Here is a 22,827-nt window from a genome sequence, read left to right as displayed (position 1 = left end):
ATATGGCAGAGCACCGCAGGGATAACAGCAGCGATCAGATTCTGCGTTTTGGCCGGGCATATACCCGTGTAGGGGTGTATCTGCAGCTGGGGCTGGGCGTGTTATTGCTGCTGCTGGCGTATCACACCGGCTTCGAGCGCGCTACTTTGCTGCTGGGCGGGCAATCGATCAGCGGGCAGATTGTGCGTTATGAGGCTGTGGCGCCCGTTCGCTCCAGCAATGCGCCTTGGTTTAAAGCGGTGGTGCAGTTTCGGCTGGATACGCAGCTGATTGAATTTACCGACTGGAATAGCCGCGAATACGCCGGCGGTGTACCCAGTGATGTGGCGGTGCTCTACGATCCATACCAGCCGCAACAAGCCATGATCCGGCGCGGCAATCTACTGGACTGGATGCCTTGGGCACCCGCTGGCCTGCTGGGGGCTTTGCTACTGCTGGTGGGGTTAAGGGGCTGCTTGCACCGGGTGCGTTAAGCAAATATCGGGCAGGGTATTGCCATGCAGAGCTTGCTGTATTATGGCTGCAGAGCAATACCTCCCTGGGTTTATTTGAGTTTATTCCAGTTGGCGATGGCTTCTTTTTTATTGCTGCCTTGCTGGCTAATGGCGCTGCAATTGCCATTTTTACCTAGTTTGCTGCATTGCACCCAAAAACGGTTTGAACCGGCTTTATGCTGTTCAGCCGGTGCGCCACATTTGGGGCAGAGTTGGGGGCTTACTACGGGTGCTTGGTCGCTCATTCTTTGGCCTTTCGCTACACAATCAGGCTGCTAAGGATAGCGCGTTGGCGCTGAAATTTCAGCGCTTAATTCACCTGATTTATCCGTGAGCAATAAAAACCGCTGATGTGCTCAGCAAATCTACTGCCAGGCAATCAGCGGCCAAAGTTCCCTGAGCGAACTTTTCTTATTATTTAATGCACGGCTTGCAGCATTTCCTCGACGACTTTTTTCGCGTCGCCAAACACCATCATGGTTTTGTCCATGTAGAACAGATCATTATCCAGACCCGCGTAGCCCGCGCTCATTGAGCGTTTGACCACCATCACGGTGCGGGCTTTGTACGCGTCCAAAATCGGCATGCCATAGATCGAGCTATTCGGGTCGTTCTTCGCGGCGGGGTTAACCACGTCGTTCGCGCCGATTACTAAAACAACATCCGCGCTAGAAAACTCGCTATTAATTTCTTCCATCTCAACGACGCGTTCGTACGGCACTTCGGCTTCGGCGAGCAGCACATTCATATGCCCCGGCATGCGGCCCGCCACCGGGTGAATGGCGTAACGCACATCCACGCCGCGCTCGGTCAGTAAATCGGTCAGCTCTTGCAACGCATGCTGTGCGCGCGATACGGCCAGACCATAACCCGGGATGATGATGACTTTTTCAGCGTTTTCCATCAGGAAGGCCGCGTCGTCCGCCGAGCCTGATCGGTAGTTTTTCTTGCCGCTACCTGCCGCGCCGCCCGCCGCAACTTCGGCGCCAAAGCCGCCGAGCAAGACGGATACAATCGAGCGGTTCATCGCTTTACACATGATGTACGACAAAATTGCGCCCGACGCGCCGACGCAAGCGCCCGCGATAATCAGCACTGGGTTATTCAGCGTAAAGCCAATGCCCGCCGCCGCCCAACCCGAATACGAGTTCAGCATCGACACCACCACGGGCATATCCGCGCCGCCAATTGGAATAATCAGCAGCACGCCCAGCGCCAAGGCAATCGCCAGCATCATTAAAAACGCCGCTTCGCTGCCGGTGGCGTAAAAGGCAAAGCCCAAGCCGACCATGGCAATCGCCAAAATTAAATTCAGCAGATGCTGGCCGTTAAAGTTAATCGCGCGTGCGCCAAACTTGCCCGACAGCTTGCCGTAGGCGACGACCGAGGCGGTAAAGGTAATCGCGCCGATAAACGCGCCGATAAACAGCTCGATTTGCTGCGCGCCCGTGTGCGTGACGCCGGTGTGGAAAACCGCCGCGACGGCAATCAATACCGCCGACAAACCAACCAGCGAGTGCATTGCGGCAACCAATTCCGGCATCGCCGTCATCGCCACCGTGCGCGCTTTATACGCGCCAACCACAGCACCAGCCGCCATCGACGCGACGATCAGCCAAACGACGGGTTTGTTGGCGACAAAAAACGTCGTCAACACCGCAATCGCCATGCCGACCATGCCGTACAGATTGCCGCGCAGGGCGGTTTTTGGCGACGACAGGCCGCGCAGCGACAGGATAAACAGCACCGCAGCGACTAAATAGAGTAGGGCAGTGAGATTAGCCATTTACTTCGCCCCTTTTTTGTTTTTAAACATATCGAGCATGCGCTGCGTGACCAAAAAACCACCAAAAATATTGATGCTGGCAAGGAAAATCGCGATTGCACCGAGTACGCTGGTCAGCGTAATTTGCTGCGCGTTGATATCGACCACTTGCAGCATCGCGCCGACGACGATAATGCCGGAAATCGCATTCGTCACCGCCATTAACGGCGTGTGCAGTGCGGGCGTGACGTTCCAAACGACGTGGTAACCGACAAAAATCGCCAGCACGAAAATCGTCAGGCTGGCGATAAAGGGATCGGTGGCCGCAGCGTCGTGCACCGCACTGAGCGGAAGATGCGCTGCGTTAGAGGCTGCCAGTGCTAGGCTTGACATGGAGATTCCTCAAGGTTTTGGGTGGGGGTATGTGCTGTTGCGGCTTTATTTACCTGATCTGCAGAGAAATACACACTGCCAGCATGCGTAACAAGCGTCGCTTTGATAATTTCATCGTCGAGTTGCGGCGTGTATTGGCCGTCTTTATTGAGCAGCAAGCCCAAGAAGGTCAGCACATTGCGCGCGAACATCGCCGAGGCATCGGTGGCGACCAGCGCGGGCAAATTGGCGTGGCCAACGATGATGACGCCATTGTCGGATTTCACGACTTCGTCGCTACGCGACAGCGGGCAATTGCCACCCGCAGCGACTGCCAAGTCGATAATCACCGAGCCGGGTTTCATCGCCGCGACGGTTTCAGGTGTGATCAAGACAGGCGCTGCTTTGCCCGGAATCAGCGCGGTGGTGATGATGATGTCGGCGCTGGCTGCTTGCTGCGCGATCAAGGCGCTTTGCCGCGCTTTATAGTCGTCCGACATTTCTTTGGCGTAGCCGCCGGTGTGCTCAAACGCAGCGCGCTCTTCGGCATTGAGCTCAACTTCAATAAATTTCGCACCCAGCGATTCCACTTGCTCGCGCGTGGCGGGGCGCACGTCGAATACCTCCACAATCGCGCCAAGGCGTTTCGCGGTGGCAATCGCCTGCAAGCCCGCAACGCCAGCGCCCAGTATCAGCACGCGCGCGGGTTTCACCGAGCCGGCGGCGGTCATGAACATCGGCATAAAGCGCGGGAAATAGTGTGTGGCGAGCAGCACCGCGCGGTAGCCCGCGATATTGGCTTGGCTGGATAAAATATCCATGCTTTGGCCGCGGGTAATGCGCGGAATGAGTTCAAGTGCATAAGTATCAATGTGCTTTTGTGCTAATTGCGCCAGCGACTCAAAGCGATGGATATGCATGTGCGCCACCAATACCGAACGCGATGGGAATAGTGCGATTTCATGGGTATTGGGCTGGTTGACTTTCAGGATAAGCGCTACATGGCGATACAGCTGGGTAGTATCTGCTGCAATCTCGGCGCCTGCCGCTAGGTAATGCTCGTCAGACCATGTGGCGGCAAGGCCCGCATGGTGTTCAACCAGCACCTGATGGCCTTGTTGCACCAGTTTTTTTACCGTATCGGGCGAAGCGGCCACGCGGGTTTCCCCCGGCAGCGTTTCTTTTGGCACCACGATCTGCATCGTTTTCTTATCCTTTTAGGCTGGCGAAATAAGCGGGTAGGAGCTGGTAGGCATGTGGACAAATGCCCTGTACAGCGGGCTTTATTTAGCCCGAAGCGGGCGCGGGGCTGTTTGATGCAAAACAAGTCAGGGAAATACCTGAGGGATTGGCGCTGCTTTTGGTGCATAAATTTGTTCGACATCAAATCTTCATACAATGCTATTGATAATAATTCGCATTTGCATGATAATCATTCTCATCTTATTTAAAACTTACAAGGTGATCAGAATGAACGCATACCTAGTCGGAGCCGATGTGCTGGGCAATATTCCGCAAGTGCTGGCGCAGCACGGCATTGCCGTGCAAAAACACGTCAGCGGGCGCAATGTGGCTCATCAGCGCAAACCACCCAGCTTGAATGGCGCAGATTTGCTGATTCTGTTCACCGATTTTCTGAGCCACAACGTGATGAAGGCGTATCGCGATCTGGCCAATGAAGAGAACGTGCGCTTCGTCGCCTGCCGCCGCTCGGTCTGTGCCTTGAGCCAAAGTCTGGAAAAGCTCAATGAAGTCCGCGACTGCACCGAATGCCCAAAGCGCAAGAAGTGCAAATAAGCCTCTGTGTAGTCAGGAAAAAGGGTGCTACAAATCTGACACTTCGAGATTAAAACTCGTCTAATTTTCGGTCATCCATTAACCTTTGAGCAGCGTAAAAGTTACCTTGGAGGGGAAATGATGATGAAAAAACTACTAATGCCCATGTTGCTGGCTTCTGCTTTTGCACAGGCGCAAACCGTGGTATTTGAAGACAACTTTGATAAAGATTTGAGCCAATGGGTTGGGCTGGGCGGCGAAGCTGATTCCCCGATGTTCACATCAATCGAACAAGACCCACTCAACCCGGAAAATAAAGCCGCGCGCTTTAATAAGCCAGTGAATATTGGTGATATTTTTACCAAGCAAAAATTCCCGGCTGGCAAGTACAAAATTGTTTTTGATTATCTAGGCACCTGCAAAAGAAATTGTGGCGGTACATTGGGCATTGACGAGGCCACCCCGGGCCGCAAGGAATACTGGATCGCCAGCACGGCCAGTGGTTTTCCTGATCGCTTGAAAGACACAAACAAGTGGGAGCATTACGAACTCGATTTTCGTGCCCGCTTTGATTTTCATATCAAATGGGAGCAGTGGGACTCAGCAGCAGGTCAGGGTAAAGACGCCTACATTGATAACCTGAAACTGATTAGTCTGGAAGCGGGCAAACCTGAAGAAGCCAAAACGCCTGCCGTTACGCCCATTCTGGGTGGTGCACCAGGGCCTGCATCGCCTCAGTCGGTGATGTATTTCCCCGCTTGGGCCAAGCATTCAACTCAGTTTTATGTAAAAAATCTCGATACAAGCGGCGCTGCTGACAAGATCACCGTGCTTGAGTACGCCTTTGGCAACGTCAAAGATAATCGATGTGTAGTCGGGGTGGATCAGGAGGGCGTAGGTGCAGCGGGGGATGATTACTGGAATCCGATTGATGCCGCCTACACACTCGATGGTCAGGAAGATAAAGGTGACAAGGGGCTGTTTGGCCACTGGAATCAACTCAAACAGCTTAAGAAAAAATACCCCAAGCTAAAAGTAGTGATCAGTCTTGGTGGCTGGAATTGGTCTAAGCATTTCTCCGATGCGGCTCTGCCTGCAAATCGCGCTGCGTTCGTTAAATCTTGCGTTGATGCCTACCTCAAGGGGGATGTACCTGACCAAACTGGAAAAATCGTTCCGGGCCTAGCCGCTGGCGTATTTGATGGCTTTGATATTGACTGGGAATACCCGGCTTCGGCAGGCAACGATGGCAACATCGTCCGGCCAGAAGACACACAGAATTTCACGGCACTACTGGCTGAATTTCGCAAGCAGATTGATGCAGTCAAGCCCGGTCTGTTGCTCACGATTGCTGCCCCTGCTGCAACGAGCAAATCAGAAAAAATCGAGCTGGAAAAGATTGTGACATCGTTGAACTGGATCAATCTGATGACCTACGATTTCACCGGGCCTTGGTCGTCTACTACAGGACATCATGCAACATTGATCGGTGGCGCAAAAGATCGTGTGGCGGTGGATAGCACGGTTGATGATTATCTGGGTCGCGGTGTGCCTGCCAACAAAATCGTCTTGGGCGTGCCATTCTATGGCTATGGTTGGACAGTGAGTAGCATGCAAAATAACGGTCTTTACCAACCTGTGATCGCCAAAGCCAAAGGGCCGCTGGAAACCGGTGTTGCACCTTATTCTTATCTGAAAACTCTGCCAGGCACAATTCACCGCGATGAAAAAACGCGAGCAGTTTGGAAAGTCAATGACAAAGACGTCTGGGTCTATGATGACATGCAATTGCTGAAAGAAAAAATCGAATTTGCCAAAAAGAAAAAGCTGGGCGGTATTATGGCTTGGGAATTATCGCAAGACACCCCTGATGCCGAATTGGTCGATACGATTTATAAAGGCATGATCAAAAAGTAAGCCACACATGCCATGCTGCCCGGGAATTATTCGGGTGACGTGCATTGATCGGCACTTTCCATAAAAACTCGGGCAGCCATCGCGCTGCCCGAGTTTTTTGTATGCAGAAACGGATCGTTCAGACATCCCCCACCAGTCCGGCGCAAGATTTATCGAGTTTTATCATCGGGTTTTCCTATAGAACGCCCAGATCAATCTGATTCAAATCCCCAAATAAATAAAGTATTGGAAGTATTGTATTAAATTTACCGATTGGTGTTTTTTCCTACCAAGTGGTATCTTTGTGCTTTGATGACGTGCAGCAGCGTTGATACGGTGTTGTACTTGGGCGTTTCGATGCGCTTCATCACAGCTCGATTCTCGAAATAGATGACAGATACATACCCATGTATTGCCTCAAGACTATTTGAAATATTGGGTTCTGGTTATATACCCCTGTGGATTAAAAACGCTATGGCGCATCATAAACTCAATTTGCCGCAAAAGATCTGCCCGGTATGTTTGCGTGCTTTTGCCTGGCGCAAGAAGTGGGAAAAGAACTGGGAGGCGGTGAAGTACTGCAGCGTTCGGTGCGCCAAGCGCAGGAGTGTGGAATGAGTACGCTCAGATTGCTATTGGGCGATCAGCTCAATATCCGGCATAGCTGGTTTTCGCCTGCTGAGCGCGGCCGTAGCGATGTGCTGTATGTGCTGATGGAGCTGCGCAGCGAAACTGATTACGCCTGGCATCATGCGCAAAAAGTGCTAGGCATTTTTGCGGCGATGCGCGGTTTTGCGCAGGCTTTGCGGCAAGCGGGCTGTCGGGTGCGGTATTTCAAAATTGGTGACGCCGATAATCAGCAGGATTTCATGCAGAACTTGCGCCAGCTGGTTGCCAGTGAGCAGATCACGCAGCTGGAGCGGCAGCAGGCCGATGAGTTTCGCGTGGAGGCGATGCTTCAAGCGGCGCAGGATAAGCTGGGCATTGCGGTTAAGGTCGTCGATAGCGAGCATTTTCTAGTTGATCGCGCCGCGATCAGCCAGCAATTTGCGACCAAGATCCCACGCATGGAGTTTTTTTACCGTGCGCTGCGCAAGCAGTATCAAATTTTGCTCGATGAGCACGGCCAGCCGCTGGGTGGGCAGTGGAATTTTGATCAGGATAACCGCAAACGCTGGTCTGGCCAGCCGCCTGCACCGGCCTGGCTGGCGCATCCCAAAGATTTAAGTGCCGTGTGGCAGGACATCGAGGCGGCCGGGGTTAAAACCATCGGCGAGCCACAGGCGGCGAACTTTGGCTGGCCAATCAGCCGTAGCGAGGCCAAAGCAACGCTGGCGGCGTTTGTGGCGCAGGCCTTGCCGCATTTTGGCGCGTATCAGGATGCGATGAGTACCGCCTCGCCCACGCTGTTTCATGCCGGTATTTCGTTTGCGCTCAATCTGAAATTGCTGCACCCCTTAGAGGTGATCCATGCCGCACTGGATGAATTTGCCGCCGGGCGCGTTTCGCTCTCGACGGTGGAAGGGTTTGTGCGGCAGATCTTGGGCTGGCGTGAATTTGTCCGCGGGGTGTATTGGGCGCGCATGCCCGGCTATGCGCAGCTCAATGTGCTGGAGCATCAGCGCAACTTGCCACGCTGGTATTGGGATGGTCAGACGCGGATGAATTGCCTTAAACACGCAATTGATCAGTCTTTGGCTTTGGGCTATGCCCACCATATTCAGCGGCTGATGGTCACGGGCAATTTTGCGCTGCTGGCCGGGATAGATCCTGATCAGGTCGATGCCTGGTATCTGGGGATTTATGTTGATGCTTTTGAGTGGGTTGAAATGCCCAATACCCGCGGGATGAGCCAGTATGCCGATGGCGGCTTGCTCGGTAGTAAACCGTATGCCGGATCGGCCAGCTATATCAGCAAAATGAGTGATTATTGCAAGGGCTGCCACTATCAGCCCAAGCTACGCCATGGCGAGGGCGCATGCCCATTCAATAGCCTGTACTGGCATTTTCATCAGCGCCATGCGCCGCGCTTGCAAAATAATCCTCGCTCGGGAATGACTTACCAAACCTGGCGCAAGATGCCGCCCGAGGAGCAGCAAGCCACTTTGCAGCAGGCCGAGCAGTATTTACAGCAAATTGATCAATTGTGAGCATTAGTAAAAAAGGGTTACGCGTGCAGGCAGATGCAAAATGGGATGTGATTGTGATCGGCGCGGGGATGGCTGGCCTCAGTGCGGCGCAGCGGCTACAGGCCGCGGGCAGGCGAGTGCTGGTGCTGGATAAATCACGCGGAATTGGCGGGCGGATGGCCACCCGGCGCACTGATGTGGCGCAGTGGGATCATGGTGCACAATATTTCACTGCGCGCTCAGCCGCTTTTCGTCGCCAAGTGGCACATTGGCTACGAGCCAGGGTGGTCAGCGCCTGGACTACACCGGTGTATGCCTGGGATGGGCAAACGCTGCGTGAAAGCTCGCCGCAGCAGCGTTTTGTCGGTATGCCTGCGATGAACTCGCCTTTGCGGCAGATGGCCGCGCAACTGCAGGTCTTGCCCAATATCGAAGTCGATGCACTGCAGGCGCACGCGCAGGGCTGGCAGGTGAGGGCGGCTGATCAATGTTGGCTGGCTACGCAAGTGGTGCTGGCGATCCCCGCACCGCAAGCCGCCAAGCTGATTCCAACGGCTCATCCTGCCCGCCCGCTGGCTGCGCAGGCACAGATGCAGCCTTGCTGGGCGGTGATGGTGAGTTGCGCGCAAGCGATTCAACTGCCTTTTGCTGGGGCGTTTATCAATAGCGGGCCGCTGGGCTGGATTGCGCACGATAGCAGTAAAGCGGGCCGCGCTGGGGAGCACTGGGTACTCCATGCTACCCCCGAGTGGTCGCAGGCGCAGCTAGAGCAATCAGCTGAAGCTGTCAGCCAATTGCTCAGTGCAGAGTTCAGCCGTTTGCTGCAATGCTGGGAGCTGCCCACAGCCGAATTCACCTACGTCGCTGCGCATCGCTGGCGCTATGCACGCGGAAGCTGCGAGCAGCCAGCGCCGCAGCAGGCGACATCCGGCCTGATGCTGGCGGGCGACTGGCTGGAAGGGGGGCGCGTTGAGGGCGCGTATTTATCCGGGCTGGCTGCGGCCGAAGCATTGCTGGCCAGCGCCGCGCAGTGAATCGATCCAACGGGGTAAAAAGATGCGGACTGCCATTTACTGGTTTCGGAATGATCTGCGGCTGGCTGATAATCCGGCGCTGCAGCAAGCCTGTGCGCAAGCGGATCAGCTGGCTTTGGTGTATTGCTGGCCAGTCGAAGAAGATACGGTGTGGGGGTTTGCTCGCGTAGGCCAGCACAGAAAAGCATTTTTGGCCGATACCCTGCAAGATCTGGCCGCGCAATGCCAGCAGCTGGGGCAACAGCTGCTGATTCTCCACGGCAAGCCCGAGCAGGTATTGCCCGCGCTCATGCAGTCTTTGGCCGCCCAAGCGATTTATTGCGAAGCAATTTTGGCACCTGAAGAAATCGCGCAATGTCAGGCATTGCGCGTGCAAAATTGCCCACTGCATACCGTGTGGCAATCGAGCATGCTGGATCCTGCCAGCTTGCCATTCGCGCCCGAACAATTGCCGCTGATTTTTACCGCCTTTCGCCAGCAAGTGGAGGCGGCAGGGATGGCGCTACCCGCGCCCTTGGTCGCGCCTAGCGCATTGCCGCCCGCACCAGCGCAAATTTATGATTATCCCGCAATCGATTGGCCGACGCTGTATGGCGAGCCCTTTGCCGATTTTCGCAGTGCTTTTCCGTATGCCAGCGCAGCCTGGCGCGGCGGGGCAAGCAGTGGGCTAGCGCATCTGCAGCGCTACTTTGCCTGCGGTTTGGCCGATCAGTACAAGCAAACGCGCAATGGCTTGATCGGCACTGATTATTCGTGCAAGTTTTCGCCGTGGCTGGCTACGGGGGCGATCTCGGCCCGGCAAATTGCGCAGGCCTTGCGAGCGCACGAAGCGCGAGTAGGTGCCAATGACGGCACCTACTGGATCTGGTTTGAATTACTGTGGCGCGATTATTTCCGCCTGCTGCATTGGCGCTTTGGTGCTCAGCTTTATCGCGCTGGCGGCCTGAAAGGGCGCTTGCCGCAGCCGCATCACCCTGAGCGATTCGTGCGCTGGTGTCAGGCCGAAACCGGCCAGCCATTCATCGACGCCGCCATGCGCGAGCTGTCTGCCACCGCTTATTTATCCAACCGCATGCGGCAAAATGTTGCTAGCTATCTGATTCATGATTTGCAATGCGATTGGCGCGCAGGTGCGGCCTGGTTCGAAGCGCAGCTGCTTGATTACGATGTATATAGCAATCAGGGCAACTGGCTGTATCTGGCCGGACTAGGCACCGACCCCAGACCAAACCGTCGCTTCAATATCGAAAAACAAGCGACAATGTATGACCCGGATCAAGCCTATATCAAGCTGTGGCTCGATTTGTAATATCGCTGATTTGGACTTCCTTAGGCGGCCCACACAGAATTTCTCGATAGTACCCAAGCCGAAAAAAATCGAAAAACAAAAAACCCCGCAAAGCTTTTCAACTTTCGGGGTTTATGTTTTTTGTGGTGCGCAACACGAGACTCGAACTCGCACGCCTTGCGGCACAGCGACCTCAACGCTGCGTGTCTACCAATTCCACCAATCGCGCACATCACGATGAATTGCTAATGAGGTATGCAATTCAGAGGAGGCGAATATTAACGAATCCGCCCCACCTTGTCTAGCCCTGTTTGAAAATAATCGGAATCATCTGATCGGACTTGATGCATATTAAAAGCGGCGTCACACTCTCGCTATAAACTTTATCCCAACTTTATTTGGAGAATGTAATGAGCACCAAAACCCGTTATGTGGTGAACGCCCGTGCGAGCAGTAAATTGCCGGAAGCTTTGCGCAGCAATGATGGTATTCGTCAGGCTTTAAAAGCTTCGGAAGAGTATTTCCCTTTGCAGTTGGTTTTTGATGATCAGCAGCTTGAATTGCTGAAAAATAGCTCAAAAACCCTGGCGAGTTTTCTGGTGCCCGGTAGCGTGGTGGATGTGTCTTTGCAGTTTGCCGATTTGTGCGAAGTATCGAGCGAGCTGTTTAAAGAGCTCAAAGAAATCCGCAAAAAGGTGAAAAGCATTGTGAGCGATCACGAAGATGAGCTGGAAAGCGATCACGTTGGCGCGCTGCAGTATGTGAAAGAATTCCGCTCGGAAATGGGTCCTGCGCTAGAGCGTTCTATCCCGCTGCGCCGTTTTGCCAACCGCGTTGATGCGGTATTGCTGGCACAGATTCAGTATTCGGCTGAAAACGTTGAAATCGAGCTGCATATTGCCGAAGAGCAGGTCTAAATCTACCTGCTGCCCGCAGCAGGTAAAGTTGAGCTGCCGCTGACAAATTGCTTCGCCAGCAAATTTGTCAGCGGCGATAAAAAAGCCCCATCATCGGATGGGGCTTTTTGATTTACTAGGGGGTATTGCTCTCTAGCCAAGGAAGACTCTGGCATTACGGAACATACGCATCCATGCGCCATCTTCTTCCCAATCACTTGGGTGCCAGCTGTTCTGTACCGTGCGGAATACGCGCTCTGGGTGCGGCATCATGATGCTAAAGCGACCGTCTGGCGTGGTTACGCCGGCAATGGCTTGTGGGCTGCCGTTCGGGTTCAGCGGATATTGCTGCGTTGGCTTGCCGTGGCTATCGACGTAGCGCAGGGCAACCAGCACTTTGTTGATATCACCTTGCTGGGACTGGCTCACATCGCCTGGACGGCTGAAGTTGGCAAAACCTTCACCGTGGCTCACGACCACTGGCATCTGACTGCCCGCCATACCGTTGAAGAACAGCGATGGTGATTGTGGTACTTCCACCGTCACAAAGCGTGCTTCAAACTGCTCGCTCTGATTGCGGGTGAATTTTGGCCAGTGCTCGGCACCAGGGATGATGCCTGACAAGTTCGCCATCATCTGGCAACCGTTACACACGCCCAGGCCGAAGGTATCGGCGCGGTTGAAGAAGGCTTCAAACTGCGCGCGTGCAGCCGCGTTGAACAGGATCGATTTCGCCCAGCCTTCACCCGCGCCCAATACGTCGCCGTACGAGAAACCACCGCAAGCGGCCAGACCCATAAAGTCAGCCAGGTTGATGCGGCCAGCGATCACGTCGCTCATGTGGACGTCAACTGCGGCAAAACCAGCGCGGTTGAACGCAGCGCCCATCTCGATATGGCCGTTCACACCTTGCTCGCGCAATACGGCAACGCGAGGCTTCACGCCTTTGGCGATGAACGGCGCAGCGATGTCATCCGATGGATTGAATGTCAATTTGGCAAACAAGCCCTTGTCATTCTTGTCGGCAATGCGCGCGTATTCAGCATCGGCACATTCTGGATTGTCGCGCAGGCGCTGGATTTGCCAGCTGGTTTTGCTCCACGCTTGTTGCAGGCTAACACGTGGCTCATCCAGCAACATGCGGTTGCGTTTTTTGATTTTCAGCTTGTCATCAATATTGGTCGTGCCGATGACGTGCAATTCACCAGCCAATTGCGCATGCATAAATGCAGCGATTACGGCAGCGGTGTCGCTGCGGCGGACTTGCAGTACCGCGCCCAGCTCTTCATTGAACAATACGCCCATCACGCGGCCATTTTCGGCGCGTGCTACGTCTTCTGGCGTGATTTCATGTTGCTGGCGCTGGCGTACACGACGATCAATACACAGCTCGTCAATTTCCAAGGTTACACCGCAATGGCTGGCGAACATCATCTCGGTGACGGTGGCAATCAGGCCGCCATCCGAGCGGTCGTGATAAGCCAGCAATTTGCCTTCAAGATTCAGTTTTTGTACAGTCGCAAAGAAGGCTTTGAGGTGATCAACGCTGACTACATCCGGTGCCCAGTTGCCGATTTCGGCATTGACTTGCGCCAGCGCCGAGCCCCCCAGACGGCATTTGCCGGTGCCCAAGTCGATCAGCAGCAAGTCGGTCTCAACACCCGTCACCAATTGAGGGGTCAGCGTTTTGCGTACGTCGCTCACTGGTGCAAAGCCGGAAATAATCAGTGACAGAGGGGCAACAACGGCTTTCTTCTCGCCTGCGTCGTCCCAGACTGTTTTCATCGACAGCGAGTCCTTGCCGACCGGAATCGATACACCCAGTTCGCGGCACAATTCGAGGCCGACAGCTTTGACCGTGTCGTACAGATTAGCGTCTTCGCCCGGGTGGCCGGCTGGCGCCATCCAGTTGGCCGACAGTTTAACGTCGCCCAGTTTGGCAATCGGTGCGGCAGCCAAGTTAGTCAGCGCTTCACCGACGGCCATCCGGCCCGATGCTGCTGCGTTGATCAAGGCAAGGGGGGTACGTTCACCCATCGCCATTGCTTCGCCGCATACGGTGTTATACCCCATGGTGGTAACTGCAACGTCGGCCACCGGAATCTGCCATGGGCCAACCATCTGATCGCGAGCGGTGTAGCCGCCAACGGTACGATCGCCAATATTGATCAGGAATGATTTATCGGCCACCGATGGCAATTGCAGTACTTTATACAGCGATTCTTTCAAATCGAGTGCCGATGAATCGAATACTTTGAGTTCTGGTTTGATGCGAGTGACGTCGCGCGTCATTTTTGGCGGTTTGCCCAGCAGCACGTCCATCGGCATATCCACTGGCTTATTGCCAAAGTGAGGATCTTCTACCGTCAGATGGCGCTCGTCGGTCGTGTGGCCGATAACCGCAAATGGGCAACGCTCGCGCTCGCAAATCGCTTCAAAAGTCAGCAAGTCATTCGGATGAATGCCGAGCACGTAGCGCTCTTGCGATTCATTTGACCAGATTTCTTTTGGCGCCATGCCGCGCTCTTCGATGTTTACTTTACGCAAGTTAAACACCGCACCCATGCCTGCGTCGTTCACCAGCTCTGGGAAGGCATTCGAAATACCGCCTGCGCCGACGTCGTGAATCGATTGAATTGGGTTTTTGTCGCCCAGCTGCCAGCAGCGGTCGATCACTTCCTGACAACGGCGTTCCATTTCCGGATTGCCGCGTTGTACCGAATCAAAATCCAGATCAGCCGCATTCGCGCCAGTGTCCATCGATGACGCTGCGCCGCCGCCCATGCCGATCAACATGCCCGGGCCGCCGAGTTGAATCAACAATGAGCCATCAGGCAAGCCGTTTTTAGTGACATGATCAGCACTGATATTGCCCAAACCACCGGCAATCATGATCGGCTTGTGGTAGCCACGGCGCTCGCCGTTCACATCCAGCTCGAACGTACGGAAATAGCCAGCCAGATTAGGACGACCAAATTCATTATTGAATGCCGCCGCGCCAATTGGGCCTTCGATCATGATGTCGAGCGCCGAAGCAATGCGGTCTGGCTTGCCGTATTCCGGGCTTTCCCAGTCTTGTACGTAGCCTGGCAAATTCAGATTGGATACGGTGAAACCACACAAACCGGCTTTCGGTTTCGAGCCGCGACCCGTTGCGCCTTCGTCACGAATCTCGCCGCCCGAGCCCGTGGCTGCGCCGGGGAATGGAGAAATAGCGGTTGGGTGATTGTGCGTTTCCACTTTCATCAGAATGTGGGTTTTTTGTTTTTCGAATGTGTATTCCGCGCCGTTGCTGGCTGGGAAGAAACGCTCGATTTCTGCGCCTTCGATCACCGAAGAATTATCCGAGTAAGCAACCACAGTGCCTTCTGGTGACGCTTTATGCGTTTCGCGAATCATGCCAAACAAGCTGTAGTCTTGCGCTTGGCCGTCGATGATGAAGTTGGCGTTAAAGATTTTATGGCGGCAATGCTCGGAATTCGCCTGAGCGAACATTGTCAATTCAACGTCGCTTGGGTTACGGCCCAATTTGTTGAAATTTTCTACCAAGTATTCAATTTCATCGCTGGAGAGCGCCAGACCGTATTCGGTATTCGCTTGTTCCAGCGCCGCTTGACCGCCGCCCAAGATGTCAACGGTTTTCAGTTCAGTTGGCTCAAAATGACGGAACAGCTCATTGCCCGCCGCCAAGCCTTCGAAGACTTGCTCGGTCATGCGATCGTGAATCAGCGGCAACAGCGTATTTTTTTCTGCGGTAGAGAGCGCTGAGCCGGCGGCTTTGCTCGCGTAAATGGCCATGCCGCGCTCGATACGCGCGACTTTGCCGTCTAGACCACAGTGCAGCGCGATGTCGGTCGCTTTGGAAGACCACGGTGAAATGGTGCCCAAACGGGGCAAGACCAGAATCGGTGTGCCAGCGGCTTGTGCCGGATTGGCTGGCTCGCCATAGCTCAAAATGCGCTCAAGGACGGCCTGATCGTCTGCGGACAAATCGGCGTTCAATTCGATGAAATGCCAGTATTCGGCATAAAGGTTGACAGTCAGACCTTGCGCGGCGAGCGCAGTTGCTAATTTTTCAATCCGGAACGGTGAAAGCGCGGTACCGCCGCGTAGTTGGAGCACGTTGGCCATGTCTATAGAACCCAGAAATTTGGCAAAAAGTACGTAATCATACCGAAAAATGGCTACTTCTAGGAGAAAGAAAGCGTGATTTCCACTGCAAAATCACTCTCTTGCAGACCCTGTCATCTGTCGCGCGGCTTCTTGTTCCTTGCCCTGAAAACAGCCAGAATGGCTTGTGCTATGCAGTATTACTGACGTGCTTGGGGTATATGGCTGCAGGCATTTTTGCATATACTGTTACGGGCTATACCCTGTATTGTCCTTGCGTCGAGTGCGCTTTGGCCTGTCGCCGGAAGGCGCTGGGCGTTTGGCCCAGCCGCTCGCTAAACTGCTGATAAAAATGACTTAAACAGGGGTAGCCGCTTTGGCTGGCGATCCAGTCTATGCCGCGATCCGTGGTCAGGAGCAGATTGCTGGCATGGGCGATACGCAAGCGCGAAAGCTCCTGACTAAAGCTCGATTTCATTTGCTGGGCAAACAGTCTTTTCAGGGTGGTCACACTGCAGGCGGCAACCTGGGCCAGCTCGTCCAGCGTGACGGCCTGCAAATAGTGGTTTTGTAAATGTGTCATGGCCCTGATCAAGCGGCGATCCGGGTCTAGCTGCGTTAGCTCGCCATTGATAAAACGCGCAGCCTGATCGTTTTCCAGCTCGGCCAGAATATCGAGCAAGGCCGTTAGCCGTTTCAGCCCGGAGAATTCATGCAGCTGCGCCAATCGGGGCGCAATAATGCGGGTGCAGTCGGGGCTAAACACCACGCCCTGCCGGATTTGCGCCAGCCATTGGCACAAATGCCGTAGCTCAGGCATGCCATTTTCCGCCAGCGAAACCAGCCAATCGAGCCGGAACAGCACCACCTGCAGCTCGATCTGCCCGCCATCGGCGCGCGCAGGTGCTTGCCAGCTGTGCGGCTGATTGGGCGCAACCAGCGCCAGATCGCATTGAGCAAAGCCTTCCAGATCGCTGCCGATATGCCGCTGGCCTGTGCCGCCCAGTGTAAGTGTCAGCTCGTACTCGGGATGGAAATGAAAATTGAACGGCAGCGATTCGGCCAGATGATGATTAAGCCGCCAGGCGTGGCCTTGCGAGTTACCGATCCATTCCCGTATCAGCATCTTGATGCCCTGTTTAATGATTTGGGCTAATTCTATTCTTTTTTGGGCTAATGATGGATGTTTTGTGGTGGCTTGGCGGTATAAATGGCAATCAGCGGCGAGGGGCGACCATCCTGGCGACAGCCCGTAAGCAGTGCTTGGCATTACGGCTTTGGCACTTCTACACTGTGCTGGATGGGGAAGACGGCCCCGATTGATTAACCGAAGGGAGAAAGCAAGAATGAACAAGCCAGCAGGTGCGCATTTAAAATTAACATGGGCCAATAAAACCAACGCTCATAACGGCGATAACTTTCTCGCTGCTTTGACGCTGACCAATCTATCCGATCAGCCCCTGCCAGCATCAGGCTGGGCCATCTATTTCAATACCTGTCGCAAAATCAAGCCTGAAACCGTATCGGGCAATGTGCTGGTCACGCACGTCAATGGCGACTTCTGGAGCCTTGAGCCCAAAGCTGAATTCGGCGCATTGCAGCCGGGTGAAACCCGCACTTTCGATTACGAAGGCCTGTTCTGGGTGATTAGCGAAACCGACGCGCCGCTGGGTTTCTATATTGTTTACGACGTGGGCACGCCGAATGCGCAGATGGAAGTGATTGGCGACCCGGAAATTGCCGAGTTTGCCACGCCAGCGCAGCGCAATCGCAATGCTGCCGATCAGGTCGCGCTGAGCAATGCTGCACAAACCTATGCCGATAATGCCGCTCTGACTCTGTTGCCAGCCGATAGCCTGAGCAAAATCACGCCAACCCCGCTGAGCTACACTGCCGCAGCGGGCGAGTTTGTAATCAATAAAAATACCTATATCGTGCATTCGGCTGATCTGGCCAATGAAGCGGCTTTGCTGCAAGCCAGCCTGCATGATGTGAGCGGCAAAACATTGCAACGCGCGGCGATTACGCCAGCGGGCGCGGCAACGATCAAACTGCAAATTAGCGCGGTGAACGTTAGCGATACTTTGGCGCCTAACGAGGCTTACCAGCTCGACGTAACGCCACAAGGCATCGTAATTACCGGCGCGAGCGCTGCGGGCGTGTGCAACGGCATTCAAAGTTTACGTCAATTATTGCCAGTGGCGGCCTTCCTGAACCCGCAAGCAGAACTCGCCGTTGGCGCGTGTAAAGTTGTGGATGCGCCACGTTTTGCCTACCGCGGCATGCACCTCGATGTGGGCCGTAACTTCACCAGCAAAGAAACGATTCTGCGCCTGCTTGAATGCATGTCGCTATACAAGCTGAACCAGTTCCACTTCCACCTCACCGACGACGAAGGCTGGCGCTTGGAAATTCCTAGCCTGCCTGAACTAACCGAAATCGGTAGCTTGCGCGGTTACACGGCGGACGAAACCGACAATCTGGTGCCATGCTTTGGCTCGGGCGGCGACGTGGCGGGTAAGGCGGGTAGTGGTTATTACAGCAAAGCTGATTTCATCGAAATCTTGAAATACGCCACCGCGCGCCATATCGAAGTCGTGCCAGAAATCGACGTGCCAGGCCATGCGCGTGCCGCGATCAAGGCGATGAATGTGCGCTACACGCGTTTGATGGCCGAAGGCCGCGAGGCTGAAGCCAAGCAATACCTGTTGTGCGACTTTAACGACGCATCGGTGTATGAGTCCGTGCAGCTCTGGCACGACAATGTAATCTGTATTGGTCAGGAATCCTGCTACACCTTTATCGAAACCGTGCTACACGATGTGAAAGCCATGTTTGAAGAAGCGGGCGCGCCGTTTACGACGATGCATACCGGCGGCGATGAAGTACCGCACGGTGCGTGGGAACAATCGCCGGTTTGCCAAGCCTTTATGAAAGAGCAGGGCATGACGCAAATCGTCGAGCTGCAAAACTACTTCCTCGCCCGCTACCGCGATCTGCTGAAAAAATACGGCTTGGTGTTTGGCGGCTGGGAAGAAATTGCACTGGTGAAAAAAGAAGTCAACGGTGTACATACCCACGGCCCGAATCCAGAATTCGTCAACGCCAACTTCCGCCCGTACGTGTGGAATAACGTATGGGGCTGGGGTCAGGAAGACTTTGCTTACCAGTTGGCTAACGCCGGCTATAAAACGGTCTTGTCGAACGTGACGAATCTGTATTTTGACTTGGCCTACGCGAAAGACCCACTGGAGCCGGGTTACTACTGGGGCGGCTTTATCGAAACGCGTGGTGCGTTTGAGTTTGTACCACTCGATATTTTCACGACGGCGACGGTTAATTTGTTTGGCCATGCGTTGGATAAAGACAATATCGCCAGCAAAGTACGCCTGACGCCAGAAGGCACTAAAAACATCATCGGGATTCAAGGCCAATTGTGGGCGGAAAACATCCGCAACCGCGGCCGCCTCGAATACTTGGCGATGCCACGCACGATCGCTCTGGCCGAACGCGCCTGGGCGAAAGATCCAGCGTGGACTTCAATCGCTGATGCCGCCGCTCGCCAGAGCAAAATCGACGCGGATTGGAACGAATTCGCCAATCGCTTGGGTCAACGCGAATTGCCACGTCTCGATGGCTTCCCACGTTCGGAAGACTTCGGCGGCTACGGCTACCGCATCCCGTTGCCGGGCGTGAAAGTGGAAGCGGGCCAGCTGTACGCCAATACTTCGGCACCAGGCTTGGCGATTCGCTACACCACCGATGGCTCTGACCCAACGCCAGCTTCAGCGCTCTATACCGGCCCTGTGGCAGCCACGGCAACGATGAAAGTGGCAGCCTTTAGCAGCAATAATCGCCGTAGCCGGGTGGTTGCGGTGTAATCAGACCCTTGTTGAAATCAAAAAAGCCTCGCATCTGCGAGGCTTTTTTATCGGGTATTGCTCTGTAGATCAAATAAAGCAATTGCTACAGAGGTATACCATTATGGGTATCAAGCTAGCCGCGTATAGCCTGGCAAAGTTAAAAACTCGACAAATTCATCACTGGTGGTGATTTGCTCAAACAAGCGGGCGGCTTCTTTGAGCGTGGCGCTATAGCGGCCTTGCTGTTCGATTTTAGCCACTTCTTCTTCCAGCAATTGGCTAAACAGCGCGCTTGTCACCTTGCGGCCATCATCAAGCACGCCTTTGTGCGAGCGTATCCACTGCCAGATTTGCGAGCGGCTGATTTCGGCGGTTGCGGCGTCTTCCATCAGATTATGAATCGGCACACAACCCATGCCTGCCAGCCACGAAGCCAGATATTGCACCCCGACCGAAATATTGCCGCGTACACCCGCTTCGGTGATGGGCGCCTCCGGCTGGAAATTTAATAAATCACTGGCCGCAACTTGCACGTCCAGCCGTTGCTTATGGATTTGATTGGGGTATTGCCCCAGAACCGAATCCCAGGCTGCCTTAGCAACAGGTACCAGCCCTGGGTGTGCGACCCAGCCGCCATCATAGCCATCGCCTGCATCGCGCTCTTTGTCGGCGCGTACTTGCGCCATCGCCCGTTCATTAGCTTCAAGGTCGGTTTTGACCGGAATATACGCCGACATGCCGCCCATCGCCGGTGCGCCGCGCTGATGGCAGGTTTTGAGCAGCAATAATGAATACGCGCGCATAAACGGCACGGTCATCGTGATTTTGCCGCGATCGGCCAGACAGAAATCGTCGTTGCTGCGGAATTTTTTGATGCAGCTAAAAATATAATCCCAGCGCCCAGCGTTCAATCCGGCAGAATGCTCGCGCAATTCGTATAGAATTTCATCCATCTCAAACGCCGCCAGAATCGTCTCGATCAGTACCGTGCCCTTGATGCAGCCATGCGGCGCTTTCAATTCGGCCTCGGCCCAGGTAAACACATCGTTCCAGAGCCGCGCTTCGAGGTGCGATTCCATTTTGGGCAGATAGAAGTAGCATGAGCTGCCGATGCTAAGCCGATATTGTAGGTTGTGAAACACGACCAGACCGAAATCAAACAGCGAGCCAGACATGATTTCGCCGTCGACTTCGACGTGCTTTTCCATCAAATGCCAGCCGCGCGGGCGGGTGAGCAGCGTCGCGATTTCATGATTTAGCGCGTATTCTTTGCCTTCCGGGCTCGTGTAGCGAATCGTGCGCCGATAAGCGTCATAAACATTGATTTGCCCCTCGATCTGGTTTTCCCAGGTGGGCGTGTTTGAGTCTTCAAAATCGGCCATAAACGATTTAGCGCCCGAATTGAGCGCATTGATCATCATTTTGCGCTCGACGGGGCCGGTGATTTCCACGCGGCGATCTTGCAAATCTTCCGGTAGCGGGCTGATTTTCCATTCGCCATAGCGAATATGCGCCGTTGCGGCTAGAAAATCCGGTTTGACGCCTTGATCGAGCAGCGCTTGCCGGGCAAGACGCGCTGCCATTAATTCACGGCGGCGAGGTTCGAATAAACGGTGTAGTTCGGCCAGAAAGGCGAGCGCATCAGGGGAGAGTATCTTCCCGAACTCGGCACTGATATGGCCTTTGACGCGGATACCTGCCAATGTTGTCGACATATCGTGTACTCCCTGTATGTACTTACAGCCTAGCTTGGCTAGGCTGCGCTGATTGGATCGCAAACCAAATGCAATAGGGCTCATCACTGCAGACTGAGCCCCTGCATAGTTTGATCAGTGAAATTGCTCGGCTTCGGTTGAGCCTTTCAGCGCCGTCGTTGATGATTGACCTTGCTGGATTACCTGCGTGACTTGATCAAAGTAACCAGTGCCCACTTCACGTTGGTGTTTGACCGCGGTAAAGCCACGATCGGCCGCTGCAAATTCCGCTTGCTGTAGCTCAACAAACGCAGTCATCCCTTCACGTGCGTAGCCGTGCGCCAGATTGAACATGCCGTAATTCAAAGCATGGAAACCCGCCAAAGTGATGAACTGGAATTTATAGCCAAGCGCGCCCAGCTCTTTCTGGAATTTGGCAATCGTCGCGTCGTCGAGATTTTTCTTCCAGTTGAACGAAGGTGAGCAGTTGTACGCCAACATTTTGCCCGGGAATTTAGCGTGGATGGCTTGCGCAAATTTGCGAGCGTATTCCAAATCCGGTTTGCCTGTTTCACACCACACCAAGTCGGCATAGGGGGCATAGGCCAGACCGCGAGAGATGGCTTGCTCTAGACCAGGATACGTCTTGTAGAAGCCTTCGACTGTGCGCTCGCCAGTGCAGAATGGCTTGTCATTGTCATCCACGTCGCTGGTGAGCAAATCGGCCGCTTCAGCGTCGGTGCGTGCCACGATAATCGTCGGTACGCCCATGACGTCGGCAGCCAGTCGTGCGGCAACCAGTTTTTCAACGGCTTCGCGCGTTGGCACCAATACTTTACCGCCCATATGGCCGCATTTTTTAACCGAAGCGAGCTGGTCTTCAAAGTGCACGCCAGCCGCACCTGCTTCAATCATTGCTTTCATCAGCTCGAATGCATTGAGCACGCCGCCAAAGCCCGCTTCCGCATCAGCAACGATGGGAGCAAACCAGTCGATGCTATCGTCGCCTTCGGCATGATGGATCTGATCCGCCCGTGCCAGCGTATTGTTAATGCGGCGCACCACTTGTGGTACCGAGTTGGCAGGGTAGAGCGATTGATCGGGGTACATTTCGCCCGCTAAATTGGCGTCGGCCGCCACTTGCCAGCCAGACAGATAAATCGCTTTCAAGCCCGCTTTGACTTGCTGCATGGCCTGATTGCCAGTGAGCGCACCCAGTGCATGCACGTACGATTGTTCATGCATTAGCTGCCAGAGCTTGTTCGCGCCGTGGCGGGCGATGGTGTATTCCTGCAGTAAATTGCCACGCAGCCGTTCGACATCGGCGGCGGAATAGGGGCGGGTGACACCAGCCCAGCGTGGGTTGGTTTTCCAATCGTGTTCAAGTGCGGCAATGCGTTCAGCGGCGTTACTCATGGCGTGCTCCCTGTGATCTTTGAAAACGGCGGGTCAAATCGAAAGGCTGGTATTAATTGAAGCAGGAATATTTTGCATTGCAACAAATATTGCA

At 54.4% G+C, this 22,827-nt stretch carries 17 protein-coding genes and 1 tRNA gene; 9 read left to right on the top strand and 9 right to left on the bottom strand.

Annotation, left to right across the window (positions count from 1 at the left end; translation table 11 throughout):
* The first annotated feature begins 2 nt into the window (after positions 1-2).
* Positions 3-473, top strand: coding sequence for a DUF3592 domain-containing protein (locus tag FLS37_RS00875; protein WP_157314034.1), 471 nt, complete (start codon positions 3-5; stop codon positions 471-473).
* Positions 474-544: 71 nt separating this feature from the next.
* On the opposite strand, the gene FLS37_RS00870 is transcribed toward FLS37_RS00875, so the two are convergent.
* The 4 genes from FLS37_RS00870 to FLS37_RS00855 all read right to left on the bottom strand — a co-directional run bounded on the left by FLS37_RS00870 (position 545) and on the right by FLS37_RS00855 (position 3,833).
* Complete coding sequence (locus FLS37_RS00870) at positions 545-739, bottom strand: Lar family restriction alleviation protein (RefSeq protein WP_157314033.1); 195 nt, start codon at positions 737-739, stop codon at positions 545-547.
* 173 nt (positions 740-912) lie between these two features.
* Positions 913-2,280 (bottom strand): NAD(P)(+) transhydrogenase (Re/Si-specific) subunit beta, encoded by a 1,368-nt coding sequence (locus FLS37_RS00865; protein ID WP_157314032.1) that lies wholly within the window; start codon positions 2,278-2,280, stop codon positions 913-915.
* Positions 2,281-2,652 carry a proton-translocating transhydrogenase family protein gene (locus FLS37_RS00860; protein WP_255446396.1) on the bottom strand — a complete coding sequence of 124 codons (372 nt, stop codon included), beginning with the start codon at positions 2,650-2,652 and terminating at the stop codon, positions 2,281-2,283.
* Positions 2,640-3,833 carry a Re/Si-specific NAD(P)(+) transhydrogenase subunit alpha gene (locus FLS37_RS00855; RefSeq protein ID WP_157314031.1) on the bottom strand — a complete coding sequence of 398 codons (1,194 nt, stop codon included), beginning with the start codon at positions 3,831-3,833 and terminating at the stop codon, positions 2,640-2,642. The genes FLS37_RS00860 and FLS37_RS00855 overlap by 13 nt, the downstream gene beginning before the upstream one ends.
* Before the next feature lie 268 nt (positions 3,834-4,101).
* Here FLS37_RS00855 and FLS37_RS00850 point away from each other — a divergent pair, with 268 nt between their 5' ends.
* The 6 genes from FLS37_RS00850 to FLS37_RS00825 all read left to right on the top strand — a co-directional run bounded on the left by FLS37_RS00850 (position 4,102) and on the right by FLS37_RS00825 (position 10,775).
* Positions 4,102-4,428 (top strand): DUF2325 domain-containing protein, encoded by a 327-nt coding sequence (locus tag FLS37_RS00850; protein WP_157314030.1) that lies wholly within the window; start codon positions 4,102-4,104, stop codon positions 4,426-4,428.
* 117 nt (positions 4,429-4,545) lie between these two features.
* Entirely contained in the window at positions 4,546-6,324 is a 1,779-nt protein-coding gene (locus FLS37_RS00845) for a glycoside hydrolase family 18 protein (RefSeq protein ID WP_157314029.1), read from the top strand.
* A gap of 369 nt (positions 6,325-6,693) precedes the next feature.
* On the top strand, positions 6,694-6,921 hold the full coding sequence (locus FLS37_RS17035; protein WP_308418700.1) for a DUF2256 domain-containing protein: 228 nt from the start codon (positions 6,694-6,696) through the stop codon (positions 6,919-6,921).
* Complete coding sequence (locus FLS37_RS00835) at positions 6,918-8,453, top strand: cryptochrome/photolyase family protein (protein WP_157314027.1); 1,536 nt, start codon at positions 6,918-6,920, stop codon at positions 8,451-8,453. Before FLS37_RS17035 ends, FLS37_RS00835 begins: the two co-directional genes overlap by 4 nt.
* Before the next feature lie 23 nt (positions 8,454-8,476).
* Positions 8,477-9,466 (top strand): NAD(P)/FAD-dependent oxidoreductase, encoded by a 990-nt coding sequence (locus tag FLS37_RS00830; protein ID WP_198314433.1) that lies wholly within the window; start codon positions 8,477-8,479, stop codon positions 9,464-9,466.
* A 22-nt stretch (positions 9,467-9,488) separates the two neighbouring features.
* Positions 9,489-10,775: a DASH family cryptochrome gene (locus FLS37_RS00825; RefSeq protein ID WP_157314026.1), complete on the top strand. Its 1,287-nt coding sequence runs from the start codon at positions 9,489-9,491 to the stop codon at positions 10,773-10,775.
* Between the two features lie 123 nt (positions 10,776-10,898).
* Here the strand turns inward: FLS37_RS00825 and FLS37_RS00820 are convergent.
* Positions 10,899-10,983: transfer RNA gene (locus tag FLS37_RS00820), tRNA-Leu, on the bottom strand.
* A gap of 181 nt (positions 10,984-11,164) precedes the next feature.
* On the opposite strand from FLS37_RS00820, the gene FLS37_RS00815 reads away from it, so the two are divergent.
* A complete protein-coding gene (locus tag FLS37_RS00815) occupies positions 11,165-11,671 on the top strand; it encodes a hypothetical protein (RefSeq protein ID WP_157314025.1) in 507 nt (168 codons plus the stop codon).
* A gap of 132 nt (positions 11,672-11,803) precedes the next feature.
* Here FLS37_RS00815 and purL read toward each other — a convergent pair whose 3' ends face one another.
* Together purL and FLS37_RS00805 are read right to left on the bottom strand one after the other, a co-directional pair.
* Positions 11,804-15,781: a phosphoribosylformylglycinamidine synthase gene (purL, locus tag FLS37_RS00810; protein WP_157314024.1), complete on the bottom strand. Its 3,978-nt coding sequence runs from the start codon at positions 15,779-15,781 to the stop codon at positions 11,804-11,806.
* 235 nt (positions 15,782-16,016) lie between these two features.
* A complete protein-coding gene (locus FLS37_RS00805; protein WP_198314432.1) occupies positions 16,017-16,886 on the bottom strand; it encodes an AraC family transcriptional regulator in 870 nt (289 codons plus the stop codon).
* A gap of 220 nt (positions 16,887-17,106) precedes the next feature.
* On the opposite strand from FLS37_RS00805, the gene FLS37_RS00800 reads away from it, so the two are divergent.
* Positions 17,107-19,641 (top strand): family 20 glycosylhydrolase, encoded by a 2,535-nt coding sequence (locus FLS37_RS00800; protein ID WP_157314022.1) that lies wholly within the window; start codon positions 17,107-17,109, stop codon positions 19,639-19,641.
* Between the two features lie 110 nt (positions 19,642-19,751).
* On the opposite strand, the gene aceB is transcribed toward FLS37_RS00800, so the two are convergent.
* Positions 19,752-21,338: a malate synthase A gene (gene aceB / locus FLS37_RS00795; protein WP_157314021.1), complete on the bottom strand. Its 1,587-nt coding sequence runs from the start codon at positions 21,336-21,338 to the stop codon at positions 19,752-19,754.
* Positions 21,339-21,452: 114 nt separating this feature from the next.
* On the bottom strand, positions 21,453-22,733 hold the full coding sequence (gene aceA / locus FLS37_RS00790; RefSeq protein ID WP_157314020.1) for an isocitrate lyase: 1,281 nt from the start codon (positions 22,731-22,733) through the stop codon (positions 21,453-21,455).
* Positions 22,734-22,827 lie beyond the last annotated feature (94 nt).

The sequence above is a fragment of the Chitinibacter sp. GC72 genome (assembly GCF_009760905.1).
Lineage (GTDB): Bacteria > Pseudomonadota > Gammaproteobacteria > Burkholderiales > Chitinibacteraceae > Chitinibacter.
Note: the sequence above shows the minus strand (reverse complement) of the source record. Positions and strands in the feature narration are given on the sequence as shown.

What these genes read in the sequence shown, in the direction of transcription:
- FLS37_RS00875 (WP_157314034.1), top strand. Translation starts at nt 3, where the DNA reads ATGGCAGAGCACCGCAGGGATAACAGCAGCGATCAGATTCTGCGTTTT.
- FLS37_RS00870 (WP_157314033.1), bottom strand. Translation starts at nt 739, where the DNA reads ATGAGCGACCAAGCACCCGTAGTAAGCCCCCAACTCTGCCCCAAATGT.
- FLS37_RS00865 (WP_157314032.1), bottom strand. Translation starts at nt 2,280, where the DNA reads ATGGCTAATCTCACTGCCCTACTCTATTTAGTCGCTGCGGTGCTGTTT.
- FLS37_RS00860 (WP_255446396.1), bottom strand. Translation starts at nt 2,652, where the DNA reads ATGTCAAGCCTAGCACTGGCAGCCTCTAACGCAGCGCATCTTCCGCTC.
- FLS37_RS00855 (WP_157314031.1), bottom strand. Translation starts at nt 3,833, where the DNA reads ATGCAGATCGTGGTGCCAAAAGAAACGCTGCCGGGGGAAACCCGCGTG.
- FLS37_RS00850 (WP_157314030.1), top strand. Translation starts at nt 4,102, where the DNA reads ATGAACGCATACCTAGTCGGAGCCGATGTGCTGGGCAATATTCCGCAA.
- FLS37_RS00845 (WP_157314029.1), top strand. Translation starts at nt 4,546, where the DNA reads ATGATGATGAAAAAACTACTAATGCCCATGTTGCTGGCTTCTGCTTTT.
- FLS37_RS17035 (WP_308418700.1), top strand. Translation starts at nt 6,694, where the DNA reads ATGACAGATACATACCCATGTATTGCCTCAAGACTATTTGAAATATTG.
- FLS37_RS00835 (WP_157314027.1), top strand. Translation starts at nt 6,918, where the DNA reads ATGAGTACGCTCAGATTGCTATTGGGCGATCAGCTCAATATCCGGCAT.
- FLS37_RS00825 (WP_157314026.1), top strand. Translation starts at nt 9,489, where the DNA reads ATGCGGACTGCCATTTACTGGTTTCGGAATGATCTGCGGCTGGCTGAT.
- FLS37_RS00815 (WP_157314025.1), top strand. Translation starts at nt 11,165, where the DNA reads ATGAGCACCAAAACCCGTTATGTGGTGAACGCCCGTGCGAGCAGTAAA.
- purL (WP_157314024.1), bottom strand. Translation starts at nt 15,781, where the DNA reads ATGGCCAACGTGCTCCAACTACGCGGCGGTACCGCGCTTTCACCGTTC.
- FLS37_RS00805 (WP_198314432.1), bottom strand. Translation starts at nt 16,886, where the DNA reads ATGCTGATACGGGAATGGATCGGTAACTCGCAAGGCCACGCCTGGCGG.
- FLS37_RS00800 (WP_157314022.1), top strand. Translation starts at nt 17,107, where the DNA reads ATGAACAAGCCAGCAGGTGCGCATTTAAAATTAACATGGGCCAATAAA.
- aceB (WP_157314021.1), bottom strand. Translation starts at nt 21,338, where the DNA reads ATGTCGACAACATTGGCAGGTATCCGCGTCAAAGGCCATATCAGTGCC.
- aceA (WP_157314020.1), bottom strand. Translation starts at nt 22,733, where the DNA reads ATGAGTAACGCCGCTGAACGCATTGCCGCACTTGAACACGATTGGAAA.